This is a genomic window from Oscillibacter valericigenes (genome assembly GCF_016902445.1).
Taxonomy (GTDB): Bacteria; Bacillota; Clostridia; order Oscillospirales; family Oscillospiraceae; genus Oscillibacter; species Oscillibacter avistercoris.
This window is the reverse complement of record NZ_JACSNX010000001.1, coordinates 216910-232173: the sequence shown is the minus strand read 5'-3', so window position 1 is coordinate 232173 and position 15264 is coordinate 216910. Positions and strand designations below refer to the sequence as shown.

General features: G+C 65.1%; 12 protein-coding genes. 11 read left to right on the top strand and 1 reads right to left on the bottom strand.

Features of this window, described 5'->3' with window-relative positions; genetic code table 11:
• The first annotated feature begins 40 nt into the window (after window positions 1–40).
• The 10 genes from H9X91_RS14675 (at window position 41) to H9X91_RS01020 (ending at window position 11397) form a co-directional block, all read left to right on the top strand.
• Complete coding sequence (locus H9X91_RS14675; RefSeq protein ID WP_204801632.1) at window positions 41–1711, top strand: L-threonylcarbamoyladenylate synthase; 1671 nt, start codon at window positions 41–43, stop codon at window positions 1709–1711.
• A complete protein-coding gene (locus H9X91_RS01060; RefSeq protein ID WP_204801630.1) occupies window positions 1698–3104 on the top strand; it encodes an aminopeptidase in 1407 nt (468 codons plus the stop codon). Before H9X91_RS14675 ends, H9X91_RS01060 begins: the two co-directional genes overlap by 14 nt.
• A 398-nt stretch (window positions 3105–3502) precedes the next feature.
• Window positions 3503–3943, top strand: coding sequence for an ACT domain-containing protein (locus H9X91_RS01055; protein ID WP_204801628.1), 441 nt, complete (start codon window positions 3503–3505; stop codon window positions 3941–3943).
• A 25-nt stretch (window positions 3944–3968) separates the two neighbouring features.
• Window positions 3969–5162: a homoserine dehydrogenase gene (locus H9X91_RS01050; protein WP_204801626.1), complete on the top strand. Its 1194-nt coding sequence runs from the start codon at window positions 3969–3971 to the stop codon at window positions 5160–5162.
• A gap of 79 nt (window positions 5163–5241) precedes the next feature.
• Window positions 5242–6453: an aspartate kinase gene (locus H9X91_RS01045; RefSeq protein ID WP_204801624.1), complete on the top strand. Its 1212-nt coding sequence runs from the start codon at window positions 5242–5244 to the stop codon at window positions 6451–6453.
• 105 nt (window positions 6454–6558) lie between these two features.
• Window positions 6559–7032, top strand: a complete 474-nt coding sequence (locus H9X91_RS01040) for a hypothetical protein (RefSeq protein ID WP_204801622.1) — start codon at window positions 6559–6561, stop codon at window positions 7030–7032.
• Between the two features lie 175 nt (window positions 7033–7207).
• Complete coding sequence (locus H9X91_RS01035; protein WP_204801619.1) at window positions 7208–7477, top strand: ACT domain-containing protein; 270 nt, start codon at window positions 7208–7210, stop codon at window positions 7475–7477.
• Between the two features lie 237 nt (window positions 7478–7714).
• Window positions 7715–9073, top strand: coding sequence for a PFL family protein (locus H9X91_RS01030; RefSeq protein ID WP_204801617.1), 1359 nt, complete (start codon window positions 7715–7717; stop codon window positions 9071–9073).
• Between the two features lie 284 nt (window positions 9074–9357).
• A complete protein-coding gene (locus H9X91_RS01025) occupies window positions 9358–10950 on the top strand; it encodes an amidohydrolase (RefSeq protein WP_204801615.1) in 1593 nt (530 codons plus the stop codon).
• A 102-nt stretch (window positions 10951–11052) separates the two neighbouring features.
• Window positions 11053–11397 carry a cyclic-di-AMP receptor gene (locus H9X91_RS01020; RefSeq protein ID WP_204801613.1) on the top strand — a complete coding sequence of 115 codons (345 nt, stop codon included), beginning with the start codon at window positions 11053–11055 and terminating at the stop codon, window positions 11395–11397.
• A gap of 136 nt (window positions 11398–11533) precedes the next feature.
• Here the strand turns inward: H9X91_RS01020 and H9X91_RS01015 are convergent, their stop codons facing one another.
• On the bottom strand, window positions 11534–12100 hold the full coding sequence (locus H9X91_RS01015) for an epoxyqueuosine reductase QueH (RefSeq protein ID WP_204801611.1): 567 nt from the start codon (window positions 12098–12100) through the stop codon (window positions 11534–11536).
• A 229-nt stretch (window positions 12101–12329) separates the two neighbouring features.
• On the opposite strand from H9X91_RS01015, the gene H9X91_RS01010 reads away from it, so the two are divergent.
• A complete protein-coding gene (locus H9X91_RS01010) occupies window positions 12330–15263 on the top strand; it encodes an acyl-CoA dehydratase activase (protein WP_204801609.1) in 2934 nt (977 codons plus the stop codon).
• Window position 15264: the final 1 nt, after the last annotated feature.

Genomic DNA, 15264 nt, shown 5'->3' with positions numbered 1-15264 from the left:
CCGGAGGACCTCCGGCGAAGAGAGATAGAGGCGAAGAGATATGCAGACACGATATTTTGACTTGCGGGACACCAAGGGCCAGCAGAAGGAGATCGAGGACAAGATCTCCGCGGCGGCCAAGATCCTGCGGGAGGGGGGCCTTGTGGGCATCCCCACGGAGACGGTGTACGGCCTGGGCGCCAACGCCATGGACGGCGAGGCGGTGCGGCGGATCTTCGAGGCCAAGGGCCGTCCCCAGGACAACCCCCTCATCATCCATGTGGCCGGGGCCCAGTGGCTGCCCCGCTACTGCGCGGATGTGCCGCCCCTGGCCTATGTGCTGGCCCGGAAGTTCTGGCCCGGCCCCCTGACCATGATCCTGAAGCGGCGGCCCATCATCCCGGATGAGACCACCGCCGGACTGGACACCGTGGGCGTCCGCTGCCCCAACCACCCGGTGACGCTGGCCATCATCCGGGAGGCGGGGGTGCCCATCGCGGCGCCCAGCGCCAATACCTCCGGCCGGCCCAGCTGCACCACGGCCCAGGATGTGCTGGAGGATATGGACGGCCGCATCAGCGGCGTGGTGGACGGAGGCCCCTGCGCGGTGGGCGTGGAGTCCACCATTCTGGATCTCACCTGCGATCCGCCCCGGCTGCTGCGGCCCGGCGGGCTGCCCCTGGAGGACCTGGAGCGGCTCATCGGCAAGATCGACGTGGACAAGGCCGTCAACGGCGCCCTGGCGGAGGGGGAGAAGCCCAAGGCCCCCGGCATGAAGTACCGCCATTACGCCCCCAAGGCCCCGGTGACTGTCATCACCGGCGCGCCGGAGAAGTCCGCACAGGAGATCCTGCACCGGGCGGGTCCTTCCTCCGGGATCATCTGCTTTGACGAATTCGCCGACCTGTTTCAGGGGCACGAGGTCCACACCCTGGGGCCCGCCGGCGACAAGCTGGCCCAGGCCCAGCGGGTGTTCGACGCCCTGCGGACCTTTGATGCCAGCGGTGTGACGGAGATTTACGCCCAGTGCCCGGACAACCGCGGACTGGGCCTGGCCATCGGCAACCGGCTGAAAAAGGCCGCCGGCTTCCACGTGGTGGAGGCGGACAGCGAGCGGGTGGTGCTGGGTCTCACCGGCGGCACCGGCGCCGGGAAATCCAGCGCCCTGCGGGCCGTGGAGTCTCTGGGAGGACAGGTCATCGACTGCGATCAGCTGTACCACGAGATGCTGGAGACCTGTGCGCCCCTGCGGGACGATATCGGCGCCTCTTTCCCCGGTGCCTTTGACGCCGACGGCCAGCTGGACCGCAGAAAGCTGGGCCAGGAGGTCTTTTCCCACAAAGACCGGCTGGAGCAGCTCAACAGCATCATCTTCCGCCATCTGGTGCCGGAGGTGCGGCGGCGGCTGGCTTCGTCGGAGAACAGGCTCTTTGCCATCGATGCCATCAACCTGCTGGAGGGCGGGCTGGACCAGCTGTGTGACCGGACGGTGGCGGTCACTTCTCCGCTGGAGCTGCGGGTCCGGCGGATCATGGCCCGGGACAGCATCCCGGAGCAGTACGCCCGCCTGCGGATCTCCGCCCAGCAGCCGGATGAGTATTACCGGAGCAAGTGCGACTGTGAGCTGAACAACGCCGCGGACACCGCCGCGGCCTTCGAACTGGAGGCCCGAGAGTTTTTCCGGCGGCTGATCGATACCATCAAGGAGGAAAAAGCACATGGAAAAGAGTGAGTACAAGGCGCTGAAGGAGCAGCTGTTCTCCCGCCGCCGCAACGGCTTTGACCGGCTGGACGGGGCGGAGCGTGGCGCTCTGGAGGCGTACTGCACGGATTACAAGGCCTTTCTGGACGCCGGCAAGACCGAGCGGCTCTGTGCTGCGGAGGTGATCCGCCTGGCGGAGCAGGCCGGCTACCGGCCCTATGTCCGGGGCACGGCGGTGAAGGCGGGAGACAAGGTCTATCTCTGCAACCGGGGCAAGAGCGTGCTGCTGGCCCACATCGGCGAGAAGTCCCTGGCGGAGGGCGCACAGATCGCCGCCGCCCACATCGACTCCCCCCGGCTGGACCTGAAGCCCAATCCCCTGTATGAGGACGGAGAGCTGGCCTATTTCAAGACCCACTACTACGGCGGCATCCGCAAGTACCAGTGGGTCACCATCCCCATGGAGCTCCACGGCGTGGTGGCCCTGCGGGACGGTACCACCGTGCAGGTGAACATCGGCGCGGACGCGGACGATCCCCGGCTGGTGATCACGGACCTGCTGCCCCACCTGGGCGCGGAGCAGAACAAGAAGACCCTGGCGGAGGCCATCCCCGCCGAGACGCTGAACCTGCTGCTGGGCAGCGAGCCCATCGGGGACGCTGAGGAGTCCGGCCGGGTGAAGCTGGCGGTGATGAAGCTGCTGAATGAGAAGTACGGCATCACGGAGGACGACTTCACCTCCGCGGAGCTGGAGGCGGTGCCGGCGGTGAAGGCCACGGACATCGGCCTGGACCGCAGCATGATCGGCGCCTACGGCCACGACGACCGGGTGTGCGCCTACGCCGCCCTGCGGGGCCTGCTGGACCTGGACAAGACGCCTGCAAAGACGGCGGTGTGCGTTCTGGCGGACAAGGAGGAGATCGGCTCCGACGGTGTGACGGGCATGCAGTCCGCCGCCTTCGACACGTTCATGGAGGATCTGTGCGAGAGCCAGGGCGTGCCGGTGCGGGTGTGCTTTGAGAAGTCCTTCTGCCTCAGCGCCGACGTGACGGCGGCCTATGACCCCAACTTCTCCGACGTGTATGAGAAGCGCAATGCCGCCTATCTGAACTACGGCATCGGCCTGTGCAAGTACACCGGCGCCCGGGGCAAGTCCGGCGCCTCTGACGCGGACGCGGAGACGGTGGCCTATATCCGCAACGTCTTTGACGAGGCGGGAGTCATCTGGCAGATCGCCGAGCTGGGCAAGGTGGACGCCGGCGGCGGCGGCACGGTGGCCATGTATATGGCCAACCGCAACATCACCACGCTGGACGCGGGCGTGCCGGTGCTCAGCATGCACGCCCCCTTTGAGACGGTGTCCAAGCTGGACTGCTATGAGACCTACAAGGGCATGAAGGCCGTGTTCGAAGCGGAGAAGTGAGCCGGCAGAGACAAACATGTGCGGGCGCCCCGGCTTTTGCCGGGGCGCTTTGGCCTTCCGACCAATCTGGTAAGCTCCGGAAACGGGGAGGAAGGGTGTGTGCGGGAAACCCGGGAAGGGTGTCCTGCGCCAATTAAATCACGCGGCTGCAGAACTTTCGGGAAAGTTCTGCAGCCGTGAGCAGCTTGTCGAAAAAACATTTTCGACAAGCTGGGGCGCCCCGGCTTTTGCCGGGGCGCTTGCTTGTTTCCGGCATTCTGCTCAGAGCGGCAGTGGAAAGACGGGGGAAGTTTCCCCGTTTTCCTCAAAAGAATTTCGACGGATTTGGTTGTATCGCCGTGGGAAATATGGTAAGATGCTTTGTATGGAAAGACAAATGGCCATAGGAGGCGGACGGAATGGCGAGAGAGATCAAGTATTATATCGTGGCCGCAAATGCCCTGCCGGAGATCTTTGTCAAGGTGGCGGAGGCCAAACGGATGATGCAGACCGGAGAGGCGGACACCGTGGGCGCCGCCACGAAGATGGTGGGCATCAGCCGCAGCGCGTTCTACAAATATAAGGATGCGGTGCAGCCCTTCAACGACATGAAGGCAGAGCATATCATCACCTTTTACTGCATGCTGAAGGACAACACCGGCGTGCTGTCCGGCGTGCTGTCCGTGTTTGCCACCTCCGGGGCCAACATCCTCACCATCAATCAGAGCATCCCCACCAACGGCTGCGCGGCGGTGACCATTTCTGCGGAGACCAGTGAGCTGAAAGAGTCCCTGGAGCAGCTGATGGCGGACGTATCTGCCTTGAACGGCGTGGTGCGGGTGGAAGTCCTGGCCGGATAACAACAGAGAAAGAGGAAGCGTACACATGATACAGATCGCGATCATGGGACTTGGCACTGTCGGCACCGGCGTGGCCAAGGTGGTGGCGGAGAATGCCCGGCAGATCGAGCGCAAGCTGGGAGAGCCTCTGCAGGTAAAGACCATCCTGGTGCGGCATTTCAAGGACGGACCATACCGCCAGCTGATGACGGATGATTTCACAAGGATCGAGGAGGACGACGCCATCCGGGTGGTGGTGGAGACCATCGGCGGCGTGGAGGCGGCCTACGAGTACACGAAGCGGGCCCTGAATGCCGGCAAGCATGTGGTGACGGCCAACAAGCAGCTGGTGGCGGAAAAGGGCTGTGAGCTGCTGGCCCTGGCCAAAAAGCGGGGCGTGAACTACCTGTTCGAGGCAAGCGTGGGCGGCGGCATCCCCGTCCTGCACCCCCTGACCCAGTGCATGGCAGCCAACCGCATCGACGAGGTGTACGGTATTTTGAACGGCACCACCAACTATATCCTCACCCGGATGGTCCGGGCCGGCGCCACATTTGCCGACGCCCTGCGGGAGGCTCAGGAGAAGGGCTATGCCGAGGCGGATCCCACCGCCGATGTGGAGGGCATCGACGCCGGACGGAAGATCTGCATCCTGGCGGATCTGGCCTTCGGCCGGCAGGTGGATCCGGCGGCGGTCCCCATGGAGGGGATCAGCCGGCTGTCGCTGGATGACGTCCGGATCGCCCAGCGGGCGGGCTACCGCATCAAGCTGCTGGGCCGGGCGCTGCGCCTGGGCAGCGGCCGGACGGCTTATGTGGCGCCCCACTTGGTCCCGGAGGACCACCCCCTGGCCAATGTGGAGGATGTGTTCAACGCCGTGGTGGTGAAGGGCAATGCCACCGGCGAGGTGATGTTCTACGGCCGGGGAGCCGGGGAGATGCCCACCGCCTCCGCCTGCGTGGCAGATGTGATGGAGGCCCTGCAGGCCAGCCCCCGCCGGGAGGAGATCGGCTGGGAAGCGGACCCGGAGGGCTTTGTGGCCCCGCAGACAGTGCCCCTCCGGCACTACTTCCGCATCCGCGGCAGCCTGGCAGACGCCGTCGGAGCATTTGGCCAGGTGGAGGTGCTCAGTGAGGACAGCGGTATGACGGCGTTCCTGACAGAGCCTGTCAGCGGCGGGGAGGCGGCGGAAAAAGCTGCGGCCCTGGCGGTCCTGGCCAGGCTGCCTGTCCTGGGATAAGCCCCAAACGGCCCCTTGCTGTGTATAATGGACCAGGCGTGGAAGCCTGCTTGAGATTTCAGTTAAAGAAGGAAACACCATGAGTTTGATCGTACAGAAATTCGGCGGCAGCAGCGTGAAGGATGCCCAGCGCATCCGCAACGTGGCCGGCATCATCGCCGAGACCTATCTGGCTGGGAATGACGTGATCGTGGTCCTCTCCGCCCAGGGGGACACCACCGATGATCTCATCGCCAAGGCGGAGGAGATCAACCCCCACGCCTCCAAGCGGGAGATGGATATGCTGCTCTCCACCGGAGAGCAGATCTCCGTGGCCCTGTGCGCCATGGCCCTGGAGGCCATGGGCCTGCCCTGCGTGTCCCTGACGGCCTGGCAGGTGGGGATCCAGTCCACTGCCGTTCACTCCGATGCCCGGATCAAGAAGATCGACTCCGAGCGGATCCAGGCGGAGCTGGACCAGCACCGGATCGTCATCGTCACCGGCTTTCAGGGCGTGGACCGCAACGGCGATGTAACGACCCTGGGCCGGGGCGGATCCGACACCAGCGCCGTGGCGCTGGCGGCGGCATTCCGGGCAGACCTGTGCCAGATCTATACGGATGTGGACGGCGTGTATACCACAGACCCCCGCATCGTTCCTAATGCCAAGAAGCTGGAGGAGATCACCTACGACGAGATGCTGGAGCTGGCGTCGCAGGGGGCCCAGGTGCTCCACAACCGCAGCGTGGAGCTGGCCAAGAAGTTCAGAGTGAATTTGGAAGTCGTGTCCAGCCTGGAACGCAAGCCCGGCACGAAAGTCAAGGAGGTCACCAAAGTGGAGAAAACGAATATCGCCGGCGTCGCCAAGGACACCAGCATTGCCCGGGTCGCCCTGATCGGCCTGCAGCACAACCCCGGCGTCGCCTTCCAGGTCTTTGACCTGCTGAGCAAGCACAACATCAATGTGGACGTCATCCTGCAGTCCATCGGCCGGGAGGATACCAAGGACATCACCTTCACGGTCCACAAGAAGGACCTGGAGGAGTCTCAGAAAGTGCTGGAAGAGCACAAGGAGGCGCTGAAATTCGACCATATCGAGACTGATGAGAGCATCGGCAAGGTCTCCATCGTGGGCGCGGGCCTGATGAGCAACTGCGGCGTGGCCGCCAGGATGTTCGAGGCGCTCTATGAGGCCGGCATCAACATCCAGATGATCAACACCTCGGAGATCCGGGTCTCTGTCCTGCTGGATGAGGAGGATGTGAACCGGGCGGTCCGGGCCATCCACGACAAGTTCTTCGGCGACCTGTAACAGGTCCCGCTGCCGGGAGGTGGGGCGCGCGGCCGGCGCGCCCCATGTCCTTTCTGGTCTGCCGTCCCGCTGCTGCGCATACAGTGGAACGAGGTGAGGCAGACCATGCGGGACCCCTGTGATCGGTTTGCACTGCGATATCTGGCGGCGGTGGTGTGCGGGCTGGCCCTGCTGCTGTTCCACGGCGCGGCGGACAGCGGACTTCCGGCGGCATTCGTGCCCCAGTGTGCCAGCCCCTGGGAACTGAGCAAGCTGGCCTTCTGGCCGGGCCTGGCCGCCTGGGTGATGACCAGCCGCCTGGGCGGGGCGCGCCGGCCTTTGCTGCGGGACCTCCCTGCGGCGGTGCTGGCGCCGCTGACGGCAGCGGCGGCGGACTGGGCACTGCTGGCCGCCGGCGGACGCGGCACGATGGGGCTGGCTGTATGGGCGGCGGTGCTGGCTGCATCCATGGCCTTCTGTCCGGACGGGGAAAAGCACCCGGTGCTGTGGACGGCGCTGGCGCTGGCCCTGGCGGGGCTGTACATGCTGCTGACGTTCACGCCGCCGGCCTGGGGGCCGTTTCTGGCCCCGCCGGGATGAGAGAGGATTTACTTCTCCGTCCCTTCGTGGTACAATAGCCGCAAAACACGGCGAGAGCGCCGGCTGCTGCCGGACTGGCAGTATGCCGTGGCGTGCTGCCGGCTGCGGCGGCCCGATACGAGAGAACGCCGCCCTGCCGGAGCTGCCGGCCGGCGGCTGTGAGGAGGAATTTTCCATGAACGCCATCGTTACCGTTGTGGGGCAGGACAAGGTGGGCATCATCGCCGCTGTCTGCACCCTGCTGGCTGAAAACAATGTGAATATCCTGGATATCTCCCAGACCATCCTCCAGGGCTCCTTCACCATGGTCATGGCCGTGGACGTGGGGGCGGCCAGCGTCTCCATCGGGGAGCTGCGGGACCTGCTGGAGCAGCTGGGCCGGAAGATGGGGATCTCCATCCGCATCCAGCGGGAGGAGATCTTTGATGCCATGCACAGGATCTAAAGGGGGAGCAGGCTCCCCCTTTAGAACCCCCACCCCCAGTGACGTCGGTCACTGGGGACGCCGCCCAAGGCGGCTGGGTCAAGGAATTTTCGACAGGCGCATGTCCTGCCGAAAATGATTTCAATTTCTTCGTTTGCCGGCGGCGAACGAACTGGGGAAAACCGGAGGTTTTCCCCTAGCCCCCTTTCCCGGTTTACGGGGCTCCTTAGAGAGAATTTGTACGTTGGGAGATACATTATGCTGAACCAGAAGGAAATCTTATCCACCATTGAGATGATCGACCAGCAGCATCTGGACATCCGCACCATCACCATGGGCATCTCCCTGCTGAGCTGCTGCGATCCGGACCCAAAGCGGGCCTGTGAGAAGATCTACGACAAAATTACCCGGTACGCGGAGAAGCTGGTGCGGACCGGGGAGGACATCGAGCGGGAGTTCGGCATCCCCATCGTCAACAAGCGGATCTCCGTCACCCCCATGGCCCTGGTGGCAGGCGCCAGCGAGACGGAGGACTACGTGCCCTTCGCCCTGGCGCTGGACCGGGCGGCCCGGACCTGCGGCGTCAACTTCATCGGCGGCTACTCTGCCCTGGTGCAGAAGGGCATGACCAAGGCCGATGAGAAGCTGATCCGCTCCATCCCGGAGGCGCTGGCCCGGACGGAGCTGGTATGCTCCTCTGTCAACGTGGGCTCCACCCGGGCGGGCATCAACATGGATGCGGTGGCTCTCATGGGCCGCATCGTCAAGGACACCGCCGCCGCCACGGCGGACCGGGACGGCTTGGGCTGCGCCAAGCTGGTGGTGTTCTGCAACGCCGTGGAGGACAACCCCTTCATGGCCGGCGCCTTCCACGGCGTGGGAGAGGCGGAGAAGGTCATCAACGTGGGCGTCTCCGGCCCCGGCGTGGTGTGCACCGCCCTGCAGGCGGTGAAGGGCCAGCCCTTTGACGTGGTGGCGGAGACGGTGAAGAAGACCGCCTTCCGGGTGACCCGCATGGGCCAGCTGGTGGCACAGGAGGCCAGCCGTCGGCTGGATACCCCCTTCGGCATCGTGGACCTCTCTCTGGCGCCCACCCCGGCGGTGGGGGACAGCGTGGCCCGGATCCTGGAGGAGATGGGCCTGGAGGTCTGCGGCACCCATGGCACCACGGCGGCGCTGGCATTGCTGAACGACGCGGTGAAGAAGGGCGGCGTCATGGCGTCCTCCTCCGTGGGCGGCCTCTCCGGCGCCTTTATCCCCGTCAGCGAGGACGAGGGCATGATCGCCGCCGCCGAGGCGGGGACCCTCTGCCTGGACAAGCTGGAGGCCATGACCTGCGTCTGCTCCGTGGGACTGGACATGATCGCCGTGCCCGGTGACACCCCGGCGGAGACCATCGCCGCCATCATCGCCGATGAGGCGGCCATCGGCATGGTGAACAACAAGACCACCGCCGTGCGGCTGCTGCCGGCCCCCGGCAAGACGGTGGGGGACCGGATCGAGATGGGGGGCCTCCTGGGCAGCGCCCCGGTGATGCCGGTACATCCGGAGTCCAGCGCGGACTTCATCGCCCGGGGCGGCCGTATCCCGGCACCGCTCCACAGTTTGAAGAACTGAGGCCGCCCCGGGGACCCCATCGCAGATGGGGCGGCGCTTTGCGCCGTACAAGCGTTTTGCCATTGGCAAAACCTTGGCGCAGGCGGAATTTACTTCCGCCGAGCATTGCAATCGAAGCAGGGGTCCCGGCCGGGTTTACCCGGCTGGGACTGGCCGTATCCCGGCACCCCTCCACAGTTTGAAGAACTGAATCCGCAGGCCGCCCGGAGGGGCGGCCTGCTTTTGCACATCGTGGGTATGGGATGACTCCGGCCGCGGCAAACTGAGAGAACAGGAGGGATCATATGGACATTCTCTTTACAAACGGCACCATCCGCACCATGGAGCGGGAGAGCCCCGCAGCCCAGGCTCTGCTGGTGCGGGATGGCCGCGTCGCCGCCGTGGGGAGCTTGGCGGCGGTGGAGGACCAGGCGGAGATCGATGTCCGCCGGGTAGACCTGGCGGGCCGGACGCTGCTGCCGTCGTTCCTGGACGCCCACAGCCACTTCACGGCGGTGGCCAACCAGTTTCTGCAGGCGGATTTGAGCGGGTGCCGGTCCTGGGCGGACATCCAAAACAGGATCCGGGACTACATCCGGCGGGAGCACGTTCCCGCCGGACAGTGGGTGACGGCTCAGGGGTACGACCACAACCAGATGTCGGAGTGCCGCCACCCGGACCGGGCCTGCCTGGATGCGGCGGCGCCGGAGAACCCGGTGGTGATCTGCCACCAGTCCGGCCACATGGGAGTATTCAACACAGCCGCGCTGGAGCGGCTGGGCGTCACCGGGGACACCCCTTGTCCAGCGGGCGGCGTCATCGGGCAGGCGTGCGGCGTCCCCACCGGCTACATGGAGGAAAACGCCTTTCTGGAGTTTCAGAAGCGGGTGCCCATGATGCCGCTGGAGGCCTTTCTGGGGGCCTATCGGAAGGCCCAGGGCCTGTACGCCTCCCACGGCATCACCACGGTGCAGGAGGGGCTGCTGCGCCGGGAGCTGGTGCCCCTGTATCAGGCGCTGCTGGCGGACGGCTCTCTGAAGCTGGACGTGGTGGCCTATGGAGACGAGGCGGGGACTGCGGCGGCCCGGCAGGCGTTCCCGGCCAGCGTCCGGCGGTATCAGGGGCACTTCAAGCTGGGCGGGTACAAGATGTTTCTGGACGGCTCCCCCCAGGGCCGCACCGCCTGGCTGCGGCAGCCCTATCAGGGGGAGGCGGCGTACCGGGGCTACGGCCCCCTGACGGATGCACAGGTGTTGGACATGGTCCGCCGGGCCGGGGCGGAGGGCGTGCAGCTGCTGGCCCACTGCAACGGGGACGCCGCCTGCGCCCAGTACCTGGCGGCGCTGGAGACCGCGGCCCGGGAGGGCGTGGACCTGGCGGCCATGCGGCCGGTGATGATCCACGCCCAGCTGCTGGGCCGGGACCAGCTGCCGGCGGTGAAGCGGCTGGGGGTGATCCCCTCCTTCTTCGTGGCCCACGTGTACCACTGGGGGGACATCCACTGGGAGAACCTGGGGCCTGACCGGGCGGACCGCATCAGCCCCGCGGGCTCGGCGGCGGAGCTGGGCATCCCCTTCACCTTCCACACCGACGCACCGGTGATCCCGCCGGATCTTCTGGAGACCGTGTGGTGCGCCGTGAACCGGGTGACCCGGTCCGGCCGTCTCCTGGGAGCGGAGGAGCGGGTGGACGCCCGGACCGCCCTGGAGGCGGTGACGGCGAATGCCGCGTTCCAGTATTTTGAGGAGCGGGACAAGGGCACCCTGTCGCCGGGGAAGCGGGCGGACCTGGTGATCCTGGACCGGGATCCGCTGGCGGTGCCGCCGGAGGAACTCCGGGACATCCGGGTGCTGGAGACCTGGAAGGACGGTGCGGCCATCTTCCGCCGGGAGCCGTGATCCTCGGGGCGCACGAAAAGGCGCTTGCAATTTCTGCCGGGCGCGGTAAAATAGAAAAAGGAAGTGCGCTTCCAACGACATTGAACACGGGAGGCGGAAGATATGGAAAAGAAGAGCAAGCTGGTGCTGGCCGTCCTGCAGGGCAGTGATTCCGACAACACCATCCGGAACCTGAACGAGCAGGGCTTTATGGTGACGGTGCTGAGCTCCACCGGCGGCTTTTTGAAGAAGAAGAGCACCACGGTGATGATCGGCGTGGAGGAGGACCGGCTGGATTCGGCTCTGGAGCTGCTGCAGAAATACGCCGGGCGGCGGAAGGAGACGGTGTACCAGAGCGTCACCATGCCGCATGGGGAGATGTCCTCGGTCCCGCCGGTGCCCATGGAAGTCATGGCCGGCGGCGCGGCGGTGTTCGTCCTGTCCCTGGACGAGATCCGGAAGTTCTGAGACCAAAGCTGAAACAAGGAGCCTGCAGGGCCGATGCCCCGCAGGCTCCTGCGCTGTTCTCTGACCAGTTGTCCTCCGCCGGAGACCGGCGGTCCGTCTGCTCTGGACAGTGCCGGGCCGCGGTGAGATACTGGATTTACGCCTCCTGGAATTTCGCCCGGTCCCGGTCGATCTGCTTCTGATAGCGGTCGGCCTCGGAAAAGACGCAGCCGCAGTACTTCTGCATGTAGAAGCCCAGCTCCCGGGCCCGCTGGTTCCCGGCCCGGAAATTGGGCCGGAAGTCCCGGTAGAGGAATTCCACCCCGTACTGCCGGGCGTACTTCTCCCCGGCGGCGGCGATGGCCTCGTGGTTCTGATAGGTGCTGGCCAGCAGGGTGGAGGTGAAGGCGGAAAAGCCGTGCTCCGCCGCGTATTTGGCCGTGCCCTCCAGCCGGTGCTCGTAGCAGTAGACGCAGCGGCGGTCGATGTCCTCCGCCACATGTTCCACGAACTGCCGCAGGCCGTAGTCCTCCTGCACCCGGACCTCCATGCCGATGGTGGGGGCATGCGCCAGCAGGCAGTCCCGCCGGGCCTGATACTCCTTCCAGGGGTGGATGTTGGGGTTGTACCAAAACGCCACCGGCTCGATGCCCTCGCTCCGCAGGGGATCGATGCAGCTGAGGGAGCAGGGGGCGCAGCAGGTGTGCAGCAATACACGTTCCATATCAAGGGTGCCTCACTTTGGTTCTAAGATGGGACCAGTATAGCATAGAGGAGAGAAAAGGCCAAGCCCTTTCCTTCACCAAGTTTCTTAACGAAAAATTAACAGTCTTTCAGAATATTGCCGATTGAACATCCCATGGAAAAAGTGTATGATGTCAACTAATGTGGTATCATGCGGTTAGCTGTCGAAAACTCTGACGCAACCGTTTTCCCAGAAGGAGGAATCAGAGTTGAAAGTTGGACTTGACGTGGGCTCCACCACCATCAAATGCGTGGTGCTGGATGACACGGACAATCTGATCTACAGTACATACGAGCGGCATTACAGCCATATTCTGGAGAAGTCGGAGGAGCTGCTGCGCCGGGTGGCGGAGCGGTACGGCCGGACGGCGGATCTGGCCATCTCCGGCTCTGCCGGCATGGGCATGGCGGAGAGCGTGGGCGTCCCCTTCGTGCAGGAGGTGTTCGCCACCCGGGTGGCCGCCAACCGTCTGGCCCCGGGCACAGACTGCATCATCGAGCTGGGCGGTGAGGACGCCAAGATCCTGTTCCTCACCGGAGGCATGGAGGTGCGGATGAACGGCTCCTGCGCCGGCGGCACCGGTGCTTTTATCGACCAGATGGCGACGCTTTTGAAGATGAGCGCCGACGAGATGGACGCCGCCGCCCAGCGGGCGGAGAAGACGTACACCATCGCCTCCCGCTGCGGCGTGTTCGCCAAGAGCGACATCCAGCCCCTCATCAATCAGGGCGCCCGGGCGGAGGACATCTCCGCCAGCATCTACCAGGCGGTGGTGAACCAGACCATCGCCGGTCTGGCCCAGGGCCGGCCCATTCACGGCAACGTGCTGTATCTGGGCGGACCCCTGACCTTCTCCCGCTGCCTGCGGGAGAGCTTCGACCACACCCTGGGGGTGAAGGGCGCCTGTCCGGAGAACAGCCTGCTGTTCGTGGCGCTGGGCGCGGCCTTCTACTCTGACCAGGCCTTTGACCTGGATCGGGTGGCGGACGACCTGCAGAAGCACGGCGCGGCGGAGACTTACCGGTCCCAGCCGCCTCTGTTCACCAGCCGTGAGGAGTATGAGGCCTTCCGGGCCCGGCATGCCAAGGCCGCAGTGCCCCGGGTGCCCTTCGGCGCGGACTACGCCGCCCCGGTGCACATCGGCATCGACTCCGGCTCCACTACCGTCAAGGTGGTGGTCATCGACCAGGAGGCCCGGATCCTCTTTACGGACTATCAGCCCAACCTGGGCAATCCGGTGCCCCTGATCCGGGAGGTGCTGCAGAAGCTCTACGACGAGCATCCGGCCCTCCACGTGGCATCCGTCACCACCACCGGCTACGGTGAGGACCTGGCGAAGAACGCCTTCCACGCCGACTACGGCGTGGTGGAGACGGTGGCCCACTTCACGGCTGCCCGTCACTTCCTGCCCAATGTGGACTTCATCATCGACATCGGCGGCCAGGACATGAAGTGCTTCAAGATCGAGGACGGCGCCATCAGCAACATCTTCTTAAATGAGGCCTGCTCCTCCGGCTGCGGCAGCTTCCTGCAGACCTTCGCCCAGGCACTGGGCTATGATGTGAAGGAGTTCGCCAGGCTGGGCCTCTTTGCCGAGCGGCCTGTGGACCTGGGCAGCCGCTGCACCGTGTTTATGAACTCCTCTGTGAAGCAGGCCCAGAAGGACGGGGCCACCATCGAGAATATCTCCGCCGGCCTCTCCATCTCTGTGGTGAAAAACGCCATCTATAAGGTGATCCGGGCCTCTTCCCCCGAGGAGCTGGGCCGGAACATCGTGGTGCAGGGCGGCACCTTCTACAATGAGGCGGTGCTGCGTGCCTTTGAGAAGGAGATGGGCGTGGAGGTCATCCGGCCCGATATCGCAGGCCTCATGGGCGCCTATGGCGCGGCCCTGTTCGGCCGGGGCAAGGCCCGGGCGGACCAGATCAGCACGCTTTTGGACCGCCAGGGACTGGCGGATTTCCGCCAGGAGACGGAGAGCCGGGTGTGCGGCCTGTGCGGCAACAACTGCCAGCTGACCATCAACACCTTTGCCGACGGGGCTACCTTCATCAGCGGCAACCGGTGCGACCGGCCTGTCACCGGCAAGGCGGACACCGGCGAGCGGAACCTCTACGCCTACAAGCGCAAGCTGATCCTGGGGTACAAGCCCGTCCCCGGCAAGCGGGGCAAGATCGGCCTGCCTCTGTGCCTGAACATGTGGGAGCTGCTGCCCTTCTGGCATGCCTTTTTCACAAAGCTGGGCTTTGCCGTTTACCACAGTCCTCTCTCCAGCCGGGACCTGTATCTGAAGGGGCAGGGCACCATCCCCAGCGACACCGCCTGTTTCCCCGCCAAGCTGGCCCACGGCCACATCCAGTTCCTCTCCAAGCTGGGACTGGACGCCATCTTCTACCCCTGCATGACCTACAACATCGATGAGGGGCTGGGGGACAACCACTACAACTGCCCCGTGGTGGCCTATTATCCGGAGGTCATCGCCGGCAACTGCCCGGAGATCCAGGACACCAGGTTCATCTATGACTACGTGGGGCTCCACCGGCCCAAGGACTTTACCAAGAAGATCTTCACCATCCTGCGGAATTACTTCCCGGACATCACGAAGGGCGAGGTGAAGGAGGCCACCGACGCCGCCTACGCCGAGTACGCCCACCACATGTCTCTCATCCGCAGGGAGGGGGAGCGGATCATGGACCAGGCCCGGGCGGAGGGCCGCCGGATCATCGTGCTGGCGGGCCGCCCCTATCATGTGGACCCGGAGGTGAACCACGGTATCGACACCCTGATCACCCGCTCCGGCGCCGCGGTCATCACGGAGGATTCCATCTCCAACCGGGTGGAGAAATTCCCCACCACGGTGCTGAACCAGTGGACCTACCATGCCCGGCTCTACGCGGCGGCCCGGTACTGCTGCACCCAGAAGGATATGGACCTGGTGCAGCTGGTCTCCTTCGGCTGCGGCGTGGATGCCATCACCTCCGACGAGACGAGAGAGATTTTGCAGGCGGGCGGCAAGCTGTATACGCAGCTGAAGATCGACGAGATCACCAACCTGGGCGCCGTCCGCATCCGGCTGCGGAGCCTGTTCGCCGCCCTGGATGAGCAGGACGAGGCCCGGGAAACCGCCAGAAAGGAGGCGTGAG

Excerpts from the sequence above, each read along its gene's own strand:
- H9X91_RS14675 (WP_204801632.1), top strand. The coding sequence starts at position 41 with ATGCAGACACGATATTTTGACTTGCGGGACACCAAGGGCCAGCAGAAG.
- H9X91_RS01060 (WP_204801630.1), top strand. The coding sequence starts at position 1,698 with ATGGAAAAGAGTGAGTACAAGGCGCTGAAGGAGCAGCTGTTCTCCCGC.
- H9X91_RS01055 (WP_204801628.1), top strand. The coding sequence starts at position 3,503 with ATGGCGAGAGAGATCAAGTATTATATCGTGGCCGCAAATGCCCTGCCG.
- H9X91_RS01050 (WP_204801626.1), top strand. The coding sequence starts at position 3,969 with ATGATACAGATCGCGATCATGGGACTTGGCACTGTCGGCACCGGCGTG.
- H9X91_RS01045 (WP_204801624.1), top strand. The coding sequence starts at position 5,242 with ATGAGTTTGATCGTACAGAAATTCGGCGGCAGCAGCGTGAAGGATGCC.
- H9X91_RS01040 (WP_204801622.1), top strand. The coding sequence starts at position 6,559 with ATGCGGGACCCCTGTGATCGGTTTGCACTGCGATATCTGGCGGCGGTG.
- H9X91_RS01035 (WP_204801619.1), top strand. The coding sequence starts at position 7,208 with ATGAACGCCATCGTTACCGTTGTGGGGCAGGACAAGGTGGGCATCATC.
- H9X91_RS01030 (WP_204801617.1), top strand. The coding sequence starts at position 7,715 with ATGCTGAACCAGAAGGAAATCTTATCCACCATTGAGATGATCGACCAG.
- H9X91_RS01025 (WP_204801615.1), top strand. The coding sequence starts at position 9,358 with ATGGACATTCTCTTTACAAACGGCACCATCCGCACCATGGAGCGGGAG.
- H9X91_RS01020 (WP_204801613.1), top strand. The coding sequence starts at position 11,053 with ATGGAAAAGAAGAGCAAGCTGGTGCTGGCCGTCCTGCAGGGCAGTGAT.
- H9X91_RS01015 (WP_204801611.1), bottom strand. The coding sequence starts at position 12,100 with ATGGAACGTGTATTGCTGCACACCTGCTGCGCCCCCTGCTCCCTCAGC.